Raw genomic sequence first — 15,044 nt, 5'->3', positions numbered from 1 at the left:
GAAGCCCGTAAAACCTGTTAAATTGAAGCTTTACCCATTGAACCTTAGTTGCTAAGATTTTTTTCGAATTTCTTTATTTATGTTAAGATATTTTTCAAATTGATCTTTAGATAGCAACTTTGCAAGGTTTCGATGCTCAGACTTTTGTATGCCTTTAAGCTTTCTAACCTGTGCAATAGGATTCATGCTGCTATTAATAATCTCGTTTTTCTTAAGTGTATATTCGATAATAAGATCTTCCATTTTACTGGTTTGCTCGTCGTCAAGAAATAATCGATCTCTCCATAAAAGTGCCAGTTCTTCAGCAATATCTTTTATTTCTTCACGACTTTTCCTATTCATATAAATTTGTGAGACCACAAATCCTGTTACTAGCATTCCTGCCAGACTTATTAATGATATTCTTTGGTTTAGTGTAAGTTTCATGTTTTTGGTTTTTAGTAAGAAAGTACTCTTTAGATTACTTTATTGATATCCTGTGGAGGTCTTCCTACAACAGCTTCAGTTTCATTTTCTACGATTGGTCGTTCTATCAACTTAGGGTTTTCTACCATAATTCGTACCAATTCGTTTTCACTAAGATCTTTATCTTTAAAGTTCTCTTTCCATATTTTCTCATTTTTTCTAACTAACTGAATAGCCGTCATGTTCAGTTTGGTTAATAAAGCTTTTAATTCTTCTTCAGATAAAGGTTCTTTTAGATACTGTCTTACCTGAAATTCTTTGCCCGAGTTTTCTACAATTTCTAATCCTTGTCTCGATTTTGTACATCGAGTATTATGATAAATCGTAATCATTTTTTCTCCTTTTTCTTTAAGATAAACAAATTTTATTCGATAATCCAGATTTTAAATCTCAGATATTTGTTATTAGTCAACTTTATGCTATCCTTTAAAGCTTTGAAAAGCTGTTTAAGCAACATTTTTTGATAACTTCAAGATTGAGTTTTATCAAAATCTGAAAAAATATAATCTAATTTTATACAATATTAATCTTCATTTTTTTGTCCCATCATCATTAAATAGGCTTTTAAAAACTGGTCTATATGCCCGTCCATTACGCTATCCACGTTTCCGGTTTCTTCAGCAGTTCTTACATCTTTAACCAGTTTGTAAGGATGCATTACATAATTTCGTATTTGCGATCCCCATTCAATTTTTTTCTTACTGGCTTCAATGTCTTCACGTTGTTCACGTTGTTTTTCCAGTTCTATTTCATACAATTGCGATCTAAGCATTTGCATGGCACGCTCACGGTTATCATGTTGCGAACGTGTTTCTGAACAGGAAATCTGAATCCCGGTAGGATGGTGAACTAATTGCACTTTTGTTTCTACCTTATTTACATTTTGTCCACCGGCACCACTAGACCTTGCAGTGGTAATTTCGATATCTGCAGGATTAATTTCTATCTCTATCGTATCATCTACTAATGGATATACGTAAACTGAAGCAAAAGAAGTATGTCTTTTGGCATTACTATCAAATGGTGAAATACGCACTAATCGATGTACCCCATTTTCGCCTTTAAGCCATCCAAAAGCATAATCACCTTCAATCTCTAAGGTGACCGTTTTTATTCCTGCGACGTCACCTTCCTGGTAGTTTAACTCTTTAATTTTATAGCCTTGCTTTTCTGCCCACATTAAATACATACGCATTAGCATTTGCGCCCAATCGCAGCTTTCTGTACCACCAGCACCGGCAGTAATTTGTAAAACAGCGCTTAAATCATCTCCTTCTTCAGAAAGCATATTTTTAAACTCCAGTTCTTCAACAATACTTAATATTTTTTCGTATTGTTTTACAACGTCTTCTTCTTCAGCTTCACCTTCGTTATAGAATTCTAGTAATACCTGTAATTCTTCCAATCCGCTTTTAGATGCCTTGTAATCATTTACCCATTTCTTTTTACCTTTAAGGGTTTTCATAAAAACTTCAGCTTCAGATGGGTTATCCCAAAAGTTAGGATCGAAGGTTTTTTCCTCTTCATTCTGAATCTCAATCAGCTTTTGCTCAATATTTAAATGAACTTTTAAACTATCAATTCTGGATGTTATATCTTTTACCTGATCGGTAGTAATCATATATCTTAATTTAGTGCAGTATACTTCTTTTTGTGTAATTAAAATTTGAAGGATTTGTTAATTGTTTTAAACAGAATCCAGTAAAAATTTTAGTCGGTTGTCACTGTTTTTATTAGAATAGACAAATTTAAACAATCCTAGGCTTAAACAAGAAGTTAGAGCAATTGTAAATAAACTTATCGATCTTTTGGTTTAAAAAATACATCCAAAAAATATCCAGTATCGATACAAAATATTCTTTTACAAAGGTCTTTAGATTAATATTCTGTAGAAAAATTTGGCTTTTTAGGCTGTTTCTTTTGATAAATTGATAGTTCAACTCGGTTTATACTCCGTATTTAAAAGAAATAGGCTTCAAATTTATCTAAAATAGCTTCCGTAGCAGAAATTCTATAAATTTGAGCAACATCTAAACTACCCTTATGAAAAAATTACTACTACTTATTTTACTGTTTTCACAGAATATATTTTGCCAGTTCCTGGAGAAAAAAGAAGATCTAAAGAAATACGAAGGTTATTTTGATTTCTATTATAATCAAAAGACCGATGAAATCTACCTTGAAGTTGATAAAATCGATGAATTATTTCTTTACAATCACGCGCTGAGAAGCGGAGTAGGGAGTAACGATATAGGTTTGGATCGTGGCCAGTTAGGAGGCGCTTCAGTAGTAAAATTTCAACGTGCCGGTGATAAATTATTATTGGTTGAACCTAACCAAAGATATCGTGCAGTTACCGATAACGAACTGGAAAAACAAAGTATCGAAGAAGCTTTTGCAAAATCTGTGATCTATGGTTTCGAAATTAAAGAGGAAAAAGATGATAAGTTTATTATCGATCTTACGCCTTTTATTATGGAAGACGCGCATGGTGTTGCAGAGCGTTTAAAACGTGGTAACTACGGAAGTTATAAAATAAGTAAAAATAAGAGCGCCTTACAATTAGACAGAACCAAAGCATTTCCTAAGAATGTTGAGTTTGAAAGTTTGTTGACGTTTGAAGGTTCTCCGCAAAGCGGAACAGTAAGAAGTGTAGTTCCAGATGCAGCTAACATTAGCGTAATTCAGCATTATTCTTTTGTAGAATTACCAGATGATAATTATGAAAAACGACTTTTTGATCCTCGTAGCGGAGTAAATTCAATTTCGTATTACGATTATGCATCACCGGTTTACGAACCAATTTTAAAAAGATATGCTGTTCGTCACCGATTAGAAAAGAAAAACCCGGAAGCCGAAGCTAGTGAAGCAGTAGCGCCAATAATTTATTATTTAGATCCTGGTACGCCAGAACCTGTTCGATCAGCTTTGTTAGAAGGAGCAAGTTGGTGGAACCAGGCTTACGAAAGTATAGGTTACAAGGATGCTTTCCAGGTAAAAATGTTACCAGCAGATGCAGATCCTTTGGATGTTCGTTATAATGTGATCCAATGGGTGCACCGTTCTACACGTGGTTGGAGCTATGGTGCCAGCGTTGTCGATCCAAGAACGGGAGAGATTATTAAAGGGCATGTTAGTTTAGGAAGTTTAAGAATTCGCCAGGATTTTATGATCGCCCAGGCTTTGCTTAATAAACCTTTTGCTGAAAGTGACGAAAATCATGAGGAAATGATGGAAATGGCGATTGCCAGAATCCGACAGCTTTCGGCTCACGAGGTTGGTCACACTTTAGGTTTTGCGCATAATTTTGCGGCCAGCGTTAGCGATAGAGCTTCAGTAATGGATTATCCTCATCCGCAATTTAGCATCGAAAACGGAGAAATTACCACTGCAAATGCTTACGACACCAATATTGGAGAATGGGATAAATTGATCGTAAAATATGCATATTCTGATATTCCGAAGGAAGCTTCAGAAAGAGCCTATTTAAATGCTGTTATTCAGGAAACTTACGATCAGGGAATTCAATTTATAAGTGATAGTGATGCACGCGCGCAAAGTGGAGCTCATGTAAATGCACATTTATGGGATAATGGAAAAGATGTAACAGCAGAATTAAATGATGTTCTTGAAATTCGTGAAAAAGCGATAGCAAATTTTTCTGAAGATAATTTTAGAACTAACGAACCTTATTCGGTTTTAGAAGATGTTTTTGTGCCTTTATACTTCTTCCATCGATATCAAACTGAAGCGGTAAGCAAATTAGTTGGTGGTTTAGATTATAATTTTGCCGTGAAAGGTGGTTCTGAAAAAGTGGTAGAAACTTTATCGCCAAAACGTCAAAAATCAGCTTTGGATGCTTTGATCAAAACTTTAAAAGCAGAAACCTTAGCTATTCCGCAGGAAAAATTAGCGCTTTTCCCACCAAGAGCTTTTGGTTACGGGAGATCGCGCGAATCCTTCAAAAGTAATACGGGAGTGGCGTTCGATGCTTTGGGAGCACCGGCCACAGCAAGCGATATGACCTTAGGATTATTACTGAACCCGGAGCGTATGGCCAGATTGGTTCAGCAAAAATCATTAGATAAAAAGCAACTAGGCTTAGAGGATCTACTTGAAAAATTAATCGCTGAAACTATCCAATATCAGCCTAAAGATTCTTATTTGCTTGCAGCACAATACACTATAAATTATAATGTGCTACAGCATTTATTTAACTTAGCCGCAAGTAAAAAGAGTACGCCATTGGTGAAAGCTGAGGTTAATTACCAGTTAGCCGAATTAGAAGACTGGTTAGACGAGCAGGACGATGCTATTTATGAGCAAATGTTAGAAGAAATAGAACTGTTTTTTGATAAACCGGGCGAATTTGAACCAATGCCAGATGCACCTAAAATTCCAGATGGTTCCCCAATTGGGAGTTTTATGTGTACAGGATTATAGAAAAACCACATAGATTTTATGAGCGAAATAGATTTAAGAAGTGACACGGTAACCAAGCCAACCAAAGGAATGCTAAAGGCGATGATGAATGCCCAGGTTGGTGACGATGTTTATAAAGAAGATCCTTCGGTTAATGCATTAGAAGAAAAATTAGCCAAACTTTTTGGGAAAGACGAGGCTTTATTTTTTCCTACCGGAAGTATGGCCAACCAGGCAGCGATAAAGTTGCATACACAACCAGCCGATCAATTAATTTGTGATAAATGGGCGCATGTTTATAATTACGAAGGTGGTGGCGCCAGTTTTAATAGTGGCGTAAGTTGTAAGCTGGTAGATGGACATCGCGGGATGATCACTGCTGCGCAGGTAGAAGAAAATATAAATCCGCCAGATTTTTATCATAGTCCGCTTACAACTTTAGTTTGCTTAGAAAACACGACCAACAAAGGCGGCGGCGCTTGTTACGATATCGAAGAGATTAAAAAGATTAGAAAAGTTTGTAATTCGCATGGTCTTGGTTTGCATTTAGATGGCGCAAGATTATTTAATGCGCTGGTGGCAAAAGGAGAATCACCAAAAGATTATGGAAAGCTTTTCGATACGATTTCGGTATGTCTTTCTAAAGGATTGGGAACGCCAATGGGATCAGTTTTGATCGGCAACAAAGATGTTATGAAAAATGCGATGCGCGTTCGTAAAGTTTTAGGAGGCGGAATGCGGCAGGTAGGTTTTATGGCTGCAGCCGCAATTTATGCATTAGACAATCATGTAGATCGTTTAGCCGAAGATCATAAAAGAGCTGCTGAAATTGCTGAAACCCTTAATGCGCAATCTTATATTGGTGAAGTAGAGCCGGTTGAAACCAATATAATTATTTTTAGTTTGAAGGATGCTTCAAATGAAGAGAAATTCAATAAAATGCTTCAGGAAAATAATATAAGAATTAGTGCCTTAGGAAAAGGAAAGTTAAGAATCGTAACGCATTTAGATTATACTAAAGAGATGCACCAAAAATTCCTTTCAGTTTTAACGAATATTAGTTTATAGATTCATAAAAAATAGAAACAAAAAACCTGCAATATCGATATTGCAGGTTTTTTTATATGATTTTTAAAAATGATCAAAAATCTAATGGCTCAAATCTAAAATCTAGTTTCTCAGATCTAATCTCTAAAATCTTACTTAAACATATCACCAAGACCAGGAATATCTGGCATTCCGTCTTTTGCAGCTGCTCCAAGCTCTCTTTCGTTGATATCTGAAGCTTTTGCGATAGCTTTATTAAGTGTAAGCACTAAATAATCTTCTAGTTGCTCTTTGTCCTCTAAAAGCTCATCTGCGATATCGATACTTTTCACTTCGCGTGCAGCAGAAACGGTCACTTTTAATAGTCCGTCACTAGATTGCTCATCAATAAGCACCGTTTTTAGGCGTTCTTTAGTTTTTTCTACATTGTCCTGGGCTTCTTTGATCTTATTCATCATACCCATCATATCTCCAAACATAGTCGGTTTCTTTTTTAGTTAGAATTGCAAAATTAGTAAAATCTAAGTTGAAGTTGTTCTAAGAAATTGTGAATCTGTAATTACGATTTTAGATTTGAAGCCTTACCTTTGCGCACGTTAAAAAATTGAATTGATTTTGAATAAAGAAGTGCAGCCACCAAAGGCAAAAAAAATACCGAAGGAATTAGAAATTCATGGCGATGTAAGAATCGACAATTATTATTGGATGAACGATCGTGAAGATCCCGAGGTAATTGCTTATTTAAATGCTGAGAATGAATATAATGATATACAAACTGCGCATACCAAAGAGTTTCAGGCGAGTTTGTTTGAAGAAATGAAAGCAAGGATCAAAGAAGACGATCAATCTGTTCCTTATCGTTTAAATGGTTACTGGTATATCACGAGATTTGAAAAAGGTGGAGATTATCCAATATTTTCAAGAAAAAAAGGAACTCAGGAAGCGCCGGAAGAAGTGATGTTTAATGTAAACATTATGGCTGAAGGTTTCGAATATTATCGTTTAGGCGGTTTAAATGTGAGCCCCGATAATAAAATGGTGGCTTTTGGAACCGATACGGTAAGCCGAAGAAAATATACTATCCAGATCAAGAATTTGGAAACCGGGGAATTGTATCCGGAAAAAATTGAAAATACCACCGGTGGTTCTACCTGGGCTAACGACAATAAGACTTTATATTATACGAAGAAAGACGAGCAGACTTTGCGAAGCTTTCAGATCTATAAGCATATTTTAGGTACAGATCCTGCACAGGATGAGCTGGTTTTTCAGGAAGATGACGAAACTTTTAATACTTATGTGTATAAATCGAAATCTAAAAAATATATCGTAATTGGCTCACATAGTACATTAACTACAGAATATCGTGTGTTGGAAGCCGATAAGCCTGAAGGTGAATTTAAAGTGATTCAGCCAAGGCTACGCGGATTAGAATACAGTATTTCTCATTTTGGGAAGTATTTCTATATTCTTACCAATAAAGATGAAGCCCAGAATTTTAAGTTGATGAAAACACCAACTTCAGCAACAGAAATGGAAAATTGGGAAGATGTGATTGCACATCGAGAGGATGTTCTTTTAGAGGATATCGATATTTTTAAAGATTTTCTGGTGATTGGAGAACGCAAAAACGGACTTAATGAAATAAGAATTATTCGTTGGGACGAAAGTGACAATTATTTTATTCCGTTCGATAATGAAACTTATACGGCATATACCTCTATAAATCCAGATTTTGATACAGAGGTGCTTCGTTATACCTATAACTCGATGACGACGCCAACTTCAGTAGTAGATTTTAATATGGTTACTAAAGAAAAAACCGTGTTAAAAGAACAGGAAGTTTTAGGCGGAAAATTTGATAAAGAGAATTATACTTCAGAACGTATTTGGGCCACAGCTGAAGATGGAACAAAAGTTCCAGTTTCTTTAGTATACAGAAAAGGAATTAAAAAGGACGGAACTAATCCTTTACTTCAGTATGCTTATGGATCGTATGGTTCTACAATCGATCCTTATTTTTCAACAGTAAGATTAAGTTTATTGGATCGTGGTTTTGTTTACGCGATCGCACATATTCGAGGCGGTGAATATTTGGGGCGAAACTGGTACGAAGACGGTAAACTTTTTACCAAACGAAATACGTTTACAGATTTTATAGACGTTTCTAAACATCTTATTGCAGAAAATTATACTTCCGAAGAAAAATTATTCGCTATGGGAGGATCTGCAGGAGGTTTATTAATGGGAGCGGTAATTAATATGGCGCCACAGCTTTACAAAGGAGTAATTGCTGCAGTTCCTTTTGTAGATGTAGTAACAACCATGTTAGATGATAGCATTCCATTAACAACTGGTGAATATGATGAGTGGGGAAATCCTAATGAAAAAGATTATTATGAGTATATGTTATCCTATTCGCCATACGATAATGTAGTTGCTCAGGATTATCCTAATATGTTGGTAACTACAGGTTTACATGATTCTCAGGTACAGTATTGGGAACCAGCAAAATGGGTAGCCAAATTACGTGAATTAAAAACAGATAATAATCTTTTATTATTACATACAAATATGGATACCGGTCATGGTGGGGCTTCAGGAAGGTTTGAAGCTATAAAAGAAGTGGCAGAAGAATATGCATTTTTATTCGATTTAGTTGGAATTAAGGAATAATTAAAAAAATTTGCCTTAACTTTGAACGGTTTTGAAACATTTTTCCCGGCTTTCAAAAGGCCAACCTTAAAACGTAAAGAACTTCATTTATGAAAGAAGATTTGCAGGTGTACGATAATGTTCTACAACTTATAGGAAAGACACCGCTAGTACAGCTTAATAAGATCACTGAAGGTTTCAAAGGAGATTTCTACGCTAAAGTAGAAGCTTTTAATCCGGGGCACTCCTCTAAAGATCGAATTGCTTTATATATTATTGAAGAAGCAGAAAGAAAAGGAATATTAAAACCTGGAGATACCATTATCGAAACAACTTCTGGAAACACAGGATTTAGTATCGCAATGGTTAGCCAGGTAAAAGGTTACGAATGTATCCTTGCTGTAAGTTCTAAAGCATCGAAAGATAAGATCGATATGCTAAGAACTATGGGGGCTAAGGTTTATGTTTGCCCGGCTCACGTTGCAGCAGACGATCCAAGATCTTATTACGAGGTTGCCAAAAGACTTCATAGAGAGATTAAAGGTTCTGTATATATTAATCAGTATTTCAACGATTTAAATACAGAGGCTCATTATAGATCTACTGGGCCAGAGATTTGGAACCAGACAGAAGGTAAAATCACCCACCTTATTGCTTGTAGTGGTACCGGAGGAACAATTTCTGGAACTGCAAGATATCTAAAAGAACAAAATCCAGACGTAAATATTATTGGGATCGATGCTTATGGTTCAGTATTAAAAAAATACCACGAAACCAGAGAATTTGATTCTGAAGAAATCTATCCATACAGAATAGAAGGTTTAGGAAAGAATTTAATTCCTACAGCTACAGATTTTGATGCAATAGATCGCTTTGTTAAGGTTACTGATGAAGAAAGTGCGCACACTGCTAGAGAGCTTGCAAAGACTGAAGGAATGTTTGTAGGTTATACAAGTGGTGCAGCAACTCAGGGAGTAAAACAATTGGCTGAAGAAGGAGAGTTTGATGAAAATTCTAAGGTTGTTATTATGTTCCCAGATCACGGAAGCCGATATATGAGTAAGATTTATAGCGACGATTGGATGGAAGAGCAAGGCTTTTTTGATACCAAAAATGAAGCTGAGGTTAAAGCTATAGAATTTATAAAATAATATTTTGCATTGTTTTTTAAATAAATAATAATTTAAAGCATCCTTAGCTAAGGATGCTTTCTTTTTTAAAAGCTATACAAAATACTTTGTAGAATTGAACCGAATTTCAGTATTTTTGCGGTTCGTATAAAAAATATTCAATGAGAGATCTGTTTGACAAAATATACAAAGATAAAGGGCCTTTAGGAAAATGGGCAGAGCAGGCAGAAGGATACTTCGTATTCCCAAAGCTGGAAGGACCTATTTCTAATAGAATGAAGTTTAGAGGGAGAGATGTGATCACGTGGAGTGTGAACGACTATTTAGGTCTTGCTAATCACCCAGAGGTTAGAAAAGTAGATGCCGAGGCTGCAGCCGAGTGGGGTTCTGCTTATCCAATGGGCGCAAGAATGATGAGTGGTCATACAAGTCTACACGAAAAACTTCAGGACGAGTTGGCTTCTTTTGTACACAAGCAGGCCGCTTATCTTTTAAATTTTGGATATCAAGGAATGGTATCTACTATCGATGCTTTAGTATCTAAACAAGATGTGATTGTATACGATGTAGATGCTCATGCTTGTATTATTGATGGTGTTCGTCTTCATTTAGGACAGCGCTTTACCTACAAGCACAACGATATGGAAAGTATCGAAAAAAACCTGCAAAGAGCAACTAAAATTGCTGAGCAAACCGGAGGAGGAATTCTTTTGATTTCTGAAGGTGTTTTTGGAATGCGTGGTGAGCAGGGAAAACTTAAGGAAATTGTAGAGCTTAAGAAAAAATATAAATTCCGTTTATTCGTAGATGATGCTCATGGTTTTGGAACTTTAGGAAAAACAGGAGCAGGAGCAGGAGAAGAGCAGGGAGTACAGGACGATATTGATGTGTACTTTGCTACTTTTGCTAAATCTATGGCAAGTACAGGTGCATTTATCGCCGGAGATAAAGAAATTATCGATTACTTAAAATATAACTTAAGATCACAAATGTTTGCGAAGTCGCTACAAATGCAATTGGTAGTGGGCGCACTTAAACGTCTTGAAATGCTAAGAACTAGACCAGAGCTTAAAAATAAGCTATGGGAGAATGTGAATGCACTTCAAAACGGATTAAAAGATCGTGGTTTTGATATTGGAACAACACAAAGCTGTGTAACTCCGGTTTACTTAAAGGGAAGTATTCCTGAAGCAATGGCGCTAGTAAAAGATCTTCGTGAAAATTATGGAGTTTTCTGTTCGATCGTGGTGTATCCGGTAATTCCAAAAGGATTAATATTATTAAGAATGATCCCTACGGCTTCTCATACTTTAGAGGATGTAGAAGAAACTTTAGTAGCTTTCTCTTCAATTAGAGAGCGTTTAGAGAACGGAACATATAAAAGATTATCAGCTTCTGTAGCTGCTGCGATGGCTAATAAAGCTTAAGTAGTAAATATCAATATTGCATAAAAAAGCCGCTAATTTTTTAGCGGCTTTTTTATGCAATTATATTTTACCGAATTTTAGAAATTATATTGCTGGTCTGTTCTGGCTCTTCTTTGGTCGCCTTCTTTAGAAAGATTTTTAAATTCGGTATCCTTATGAAAATTTAATCGAACAGATAATCCTGCTTGTACCTGCCATCTTGATGGTGTATCCTTAACATTAGCTAATCCTGCAACATCTACCTGCAAATAATCTGTTATAAGATAGGCACCACCAGCTCTAAAAATATCATCAGCATACAAGTCACCAATAATTGCCTGGTATTCGCCAAATATTGCAAATTTAGGATTGAAAGCATGGGTTAACGTGCCTATAAATTCGTAGTTATCATAAGTTTCAGTAAACTTTTCAGCAGTAAAATTCATTACCCAAACAAATCGTCCCCAATTGTGCTGGGTGATAAGCGTAACTTGTGGCGTATACTTACTTTCTCCTTCAAAACGATAAGGATTTTCATCTTGTATGGTAACATTAGCTCCACCATAAAGAGAAACAGCAGGGATTAGTCTTTTCCAGTCAAATTTTTGGTTAGCGTCCCAACTTCTAATATTTATTTCGCGGCGGTTATCGCCATTTTTATTAGGATCGTACAACAGTACTTTTGCTCCTATGGTATTAAATGGGAAGTTTTTCCTCTCGTAAGTTCGATTTTGGCCTCCCTGATAGATCATAGTTTCTTCAACCTGATATCTTCCTTTAATACTTAACTCCAGGATATCTGTTAGAAGTCCTGCTCTAATCATATAATTAGCACCATAAAGATCGGTATCTGTTTGCCTAAGTTCATGGGTATCGTTACCATAAAACCCACCTGCTTCAAGTTGATAAACACCAGTTCCAACTGCAAAAGCTCCCTGAGATTGTCCTGGCCGGTTAGAATTGATCGTTTCAGTAAACTGAGCGTTTGCGATAATAGTACCTGTAATGAATACAAAAGCAAAGACCTTTAATTTAAGCATAGATTATGGGTTTTTCTATTCAAATATAATTGAATTTATTGTTTATTTAAGATACATAGATTCCGATTCTGAACCTTAATTTTTATTTTTGCTGAAATTAGAATTTTATGATTCAGGCAGATTTTTCCGGAGTAATAAAAACGATCCTTATTGTTTTATTAGTATACTTCGGTTTCAAAATATTACTTCGATACTTTGGTCCTATGTTGCTGAAATATGCAATGAAAAAAATGGGTAGGAAGTTTGAACAGCAGTTTAATCAGCAATTCAACGCAGCACAACAAGGTGCGCAAAATAAAAATACCACAAAAGAAGCTAACGTTAGCATAAATAAAAAGCCACGAAATCGTAGAAAATCAAACAAAGAGGTTGGTGAGTATATCGATTACGAAGAAATTGATTAATTTCGGGATTCTTAAATATGTGCGTTTCCTTATTCAGGAAACAAAAAATAATCTGTAAATGGCTAAATTAAAACAGTTTCTTCCTCATATTCTGGTTTTACTGGGATTTGTGGTTATCGCTCTTTTTTATTTTAATCCGGTTTTAAAGGGAAAAGAAATCTTTCAAAGTGATATTGTTCAGTATATCGGGATGGCGAAAGAACAATCTGACTTTAGAGCAGAAACTGGGGAGGAACCATATTGGACAGATGCTGCTTTTGGTGGAATGCCTACCTATCAATTAGGAGCTTATTATCCTCATAATTACATCAAAAAATTAGATTCTGTTTTACGATTTTTACCAAGGCCGGCAGATTACCTGTTTCTTTATTTTATAGGATTTTATATCCTGCTGTTATGTTTAAAAATAGATTATAAATTAGCCTTTCTTGGTGCGATTGCCTTTGGGTTTTCGACTTATTTTATCATTATACTTGGTGTGGGTCATAATGCCAAAGCACATGCTATTGCTTATATGCCAATGGTTTTAGGCGGAATTATCCTCACATTTAGACAAAAACTTATTGGCGGTTTTAGTTTGCTTGCTATTGCGATGGCTTTAGAAATTCAGGCAAACCATTTTCAGATGACATATTATCTTTTGTTATTGGTCATCGTTCTTGGAATTGTTTATCTAATTGATGCTTTTAAAAGGAAAAAACTTCCGCAGTATTTTAAAGCTTTAGGCGTGATGGTTGTTGCAGTTATCCTGGCGATAGGAACAAATGCAACTAATCTTATTGCGACACAAGAATATACCAGCCACAGTACCCGTGGTGATACCGGTTTAACCATTAAACCAGATGGTAACGATAAACCTGAAGTTGGTTTAACCTATGATTATATTACCGAATATAGCTACGGAATATCAGAGACTTTAGATCTTTTTATTCCGGGCTTTATGGGAGGAAGCGGTGCTGAAGATGTAGGCGAGGATTCTGAATTGTATTCTGAATTGCAAAAAATGGGAGCTTCTCCTGTTCAGGCAAAGAATTTTACTCAAAATGCACCAACGTATTGGGGACAACAACCTATTGTTGCCGGCCCGGCATACATTGGTGCCACCATTATATTTCTATTCGTTTTTGCGCTATTCTTAATTAGAGGGCGATTAAAATGGTGGGTTGTTGGCGGAACTGTACTTACACTTTTACTTTCCTGGGGTAAGAATTTTGGGTTTTTTACTGAATTCTTTATCGATTATGTACCACTTTACAACAAGTTTAGAGCGGTATCTTCTATTCAGGTGATTGTAGAACTTTGTGTTCCGTTATTAGCGATCGTTGGATTATCGTGTCTTTTTGCTAATAAACATACCAAAGAAGAGAAGATCGAAGCTCTTAAATGGAGTTCTATCGTAACTGCAGGATTGGCTTTGATTTTAATCCTCTTCAATTCGGTGCTATTTGATTTTAGTGGTCTTCGAGATGCACAATTACGCCAGCAATTAGGGATGGATCTAATGAATGCCCTAAAAGAAGATCGCCAGTCGATGCTTGTTGGTGACGCTATTCGAAGTTTTATTTTTGTTGCATTAAGTGTTTTTCTTATCTGGTTTTATCTTCAGGAAAAAATATCTAAAAAACTTATTATTGGAGGTTTTGCGCTCCTATTTTTAGCGGATCTAGTTCCGGTGGCCAGACGTTATGTAAACGGAGACGATTTTGTGAATGCTCGTAAAATGGAGCAGCCTTATCAACCAAATTCGGCCGATCAGCAAATTATGCAGGACACTTCAAGATATCGCGTTTTCGATCTTAGTGGTGATCCTTTAACAAGTTCTCGAGCTTCTTATTTTCACAATAGTATTGGTGGTTATCACGGTGCTAAGCCAGGTAGATTACAGGACTTATACGATTTCTATATTTCACAAAATAACATGAAGGTTTTAAACATGTTAAACGTGAAGTACTTTATTATCCCTACTGAAAAAGGTGTGCAGGCACAGCAAAACCCGGGAGTTTATGGTAATGCGTGGTTTGTTAGAGATGTAGAATGGGTAGACGATGCAAATGCTGAAATATTAGCCATTAAAGAAACAGATCTAAAAGATGCTGCCATTATCGATAATAGTTTTAAGGACGTTATAAAAATGGACTTTGTTTATGATGAAGTGGGAACGATCGAACTGGTAAGTGAGCAACCAAACGAGTTGGTTTATAAAACAAAAGCTTCTATCAGGCAATTAGCTGTTTTTTCTGAAATGTACTATCAACCAGGATGGCATGCTTACATCGACGGTGAAAAAGTAGATCACGTTCGGGCAGATTACGTACTTAGAGCGATGAATATTCCGCAGGGAGAACATACGGTAACTTTTAAGTTTGAGCCAGAAGTAATTCAAACTGGTGGAACTATTGCTTTAGCAAGTACGCTTGTTTTGGTGATTCTTATCGTGGGCGGATTTGTTTTTGCCTATCGCAAAAAAGCCTAGTT

12 protein-coding genes are annotated in these 15,044 nt (G+C 35.9%); 7 read left to right on the top strand and 5 right to left on the bottom strand.

All coding sequences use genetic code 11. The features are described from left to right. Positions 1 to 51: 51 nt before the first annotated feature. From IIF7_RS16250 to prfB, 3 genes are all read right to left on the bottom strand, one after another. A complete protein-coding gene (locus IIF7_RS16250) occupies positions 52 to 426 on the bottom strand; it encodes a hypothetical protein (protein WP_084842758.1) in 375 nt (124 codons plus the stop codon). 29 nt (positions 427 to 455) lie between these two features. Beyond that, positions 456 to 797, bottom strand: a complete 342-nt coding sequence (gene arsC, locus IIF7_RS16245; RefSeq protein ID WP_084842757.1) for an arsenate reductase (glutaredoxin) — start codon at positions 795 to 797, stop codon at positions 456 to 458. A gap of 191 nt (positions 798 to 988) precedes the next feature. Next, positions 989 to 2,086: a peptide chain release factor 2 gene (gene prfB, locus IIF7_RS16240; RefSeq protein ID WP_084842756.1), complete on the bottom strand. Its 1,098-nt coding sequence runs from the start codon at positions 2,084 to 2,086 to the stop codon at positions 989 to 991. A 422-nt stretch (positions 2,087 to 2,508) separates the two neighbouring features. On the opposite strand from prfB, the gene IIF7_RS16235 reads away from it, so the two are divergent. Both IIF7_RS16235 and IIF7_RS16230 read left to right on the top strand, forming a co-directional pair. Beyond that, positions 2,509 to 4,908 carry a zinc-dependent metalloprotease gene (locus tag IIF7_RS16235; protein WP_084842755.1) on the top strand — a complete coding sequence of 800 codons (2,400 nt, stop codon included), beginning with the start codon at positions 2,509 to 2,511 and terminating at the stop codon, positions 4,906 to 4,908. 18 nt (positions 4,909 to 4,926) lie between these two features. Then, positions 4,927 to 5,955 (top strand): threonine aldolase family protein, encoded by a 1,029-nt coding sequence (locus tag IIF7_RS16230; protein WP_084842754.1) that lies wholly within the window; start codon positions 4,927 to 4,929, stop codon positions 5,953 to 5,955. 131 nt (positions 5,956 to 6,086) lie between these two features. Here the strand turns inward: IIF7_RS16230 and IIF7_RS16225 are convergent, their stop codons facing one another. Next, positions 6,087 to 6,413, bottom strand: a complete 327-nt coding sequence (locus tag IIF7_RS16225; protein WP_084842753.1) for a YbaB/EbfC family nucleoid-associated protein — start codon at positions 6,411 to 6,413, stop codon at positions 6,087 to 6,089. 136 nt (positions 6,414 to 6,549) lie between these two features. On the opposite strand from IIF7_RS16225, the gene IIF7_RS16220 reads away from it, so the two are divergent. From IIF7_RS16220 to IIF7_RS16210, 3 genes are all read left to right on the top strand, one after another. Further along, positions 6,550 to 8,610 carry a S9 family peptidase gene (locus IIF7_RS16220; protein WP_139801348.1) on the top strand — a complete coding sequence of 687 codons (2,061 nt, stop codon included), beginning with the start codon at positions 6,550 to 6,552 and terminating at the stop codon, positions 8,608 to 8,610. Positions 8,611 to 8,699: 89 nt separating this feature from the next. Beyond that, positions 8,700 to 9,740 carry a PLP-dependent cysteine synthase family protein gene (locus tag IIF7_RS16215; RefSeq protein ID WP_084842751.1) on the top strand — a complete coding sequence of 347 codons (1,041 nt, stop codon included), beginning with the start codon at positions 8,700 to 8,702 and terminating at the stop codon, positions 9,738 to 9,740. Positions 9,741 to 9,880: 140 nt separating this feature from the next. After that, positions 9,881 to 11,146 (top strand): aminotransferase class I/II-fold pyridoxal phosphate-dependent enzyme, encoded by a 1,266-nt coding sequence (locus tag IIF7_RS16210; protein ID WP_084842750.1) that lies wholly within the window; start codon positions 9,881 to 9,883, stop codon positions 11,144 to 11,146. Between the two features lie 77 nt (positions 11,147 to 11,223). Here the strand turns inward: IIF7_RS16210 and IIF7_RS16205 are convergent, their stop codons facing one another. Further along, positions 11,224 to 12,165 (bottom strand): transporter, encoded by a 942-nt coding sequence (locus IIF7_RS16205; RefSeq protein WP_084842749.1) that lies wholly within the window; start codon positions 12,163 to 12,165, stop codon positions 11,224 to 11,226. A 107-nt stretch (positions 12,166 to 12,272) separates the two neighbouring features. Here IIF7_RS16205 and IIF7_RS16200 point away from each other — a divergent pair, with 107 nt between their 5' ends. Both IIF7_RS16200 and IIF7_RS16195 read left to right on the top strand, forming a co-directional pair. Further along, on the top strand, positions 12,273 to 12,569 hold the full coding sequence (locus tag IIF7_RS16200; protein ID WP_084842748.1) for a DUF4834 family protein: 297 nt from the start codon (positions 12,273 to 12,275) through the stop codon (positions 12,567 to 12,569). Positions 12,570 to 12,627: 58 nt separating this feature from the next. Then, entirely contained in the window at positions 12,628 to 15,042 is a 2,415-nt protein-coding gene (locus IIF7_RS16195; RefSeq protein ID WP_176218980.1) for a YfhO family protein, read from the top strand. The last annotated feature ends 2 nt before the right edge of the window (positions 15,043 to 15,044 follow it).

The organism is Zunongwangia atlantica 22II14-10F7 (assembly GCF_002094855.1).
Lineage (GTDB): Bacteria > Bacteroidota > Bacteroidia > Flavobacteriales > Flavobacteriaceae > Zunongwangia > Zunongwangia atlantica.
The sequence above is the reverse complement of the archived record's forward strand: the minus strand, read 5'-3'. Positions and strand labels throughout refer to the sequence as shown.

What these genes read in the sequence shown, in the direction of transcription:
- IIF7_RS16250 (WP_084842758.1), bottom strand. Translation starts at nt 426, where the DNA reads ATGAAACTTACACTAAACCAAAGAATATCATTAATAAGTCTGGCAGGA.
- arsC (WP_084842757.1), bottom strand. Translation starts at nt 797, where the DNA reads ATGATTACGATTTATCATAATACTCGATGTACAAAATCGAGACAAGGA.
- prfB (WP_084842756.1), bottom strand. Translation starts at nt 2,086, where the DNA reads ATGATTACTACCGATCAGGTAAAAGATATAACATCCAGAATTGATAGT.
- IIF7_RS16235 (WP_084842755.1), top strand. Translation starts at nt 2,509, where the DNA reads ATGAAAAAATTACTACTACTTATTTTACTGTTTTCACAGAATATATTT.
- IIF7_RS16230 (WP_084842754.1), top strand. Translation starts at nt 4,927, where the DNA reads ATGAGCGAAATAGATTTAAGAAGTGACACGGTAACCAAGCCAACCAAA.
- IIF7_RS16225 (WP_084842753.1), bottom strand. Translation starts at nt 6,413, where the DNA reads ATGTTTGGAGATATGATGGGTATGATGAATAAGATCAAAGAAGCCCAG.
- IIF7_RS16215 (WP_084842751.1), top strand. Translation starts at nt 8,700, where the DNA reads ATGAAAGAAGATTTGCAGGTGTACGATAATGTTCTACAACTTATAGGA.
- IIF7_RS16210 (WP_084842750.1), top strand. Translation starts at nt 9,881, where the DNA reads ATGAGAGATCTGTTTGACAAAATATACAAAGATAAAGGGCCTTTAGGA.
- IIF7_RS16205 (WP_084842749.1), bottom strand. Translation starts at nt 12,165, where the DNA reads ATGCTTAAATTAAAGGTCTTTGCTTTTGTATTCATTACAGGTACTATT.
- IIF7_RS16200 (WP_084842748.1), top strand. Translation starts at nt 12,273, where the DNA reads ATGATTCAGGCAGATTTTTCCGGAGTAATAAAAACGATCCTTATTGTT.
- IIF7_RS16195 (WP_176218980.1), top strand. Translation starts at nt 12,628, where the DNA reads ATGGCTAAATTAAAACAGTTTCTTCCTCATATTCTGGTTTTACTGGGA.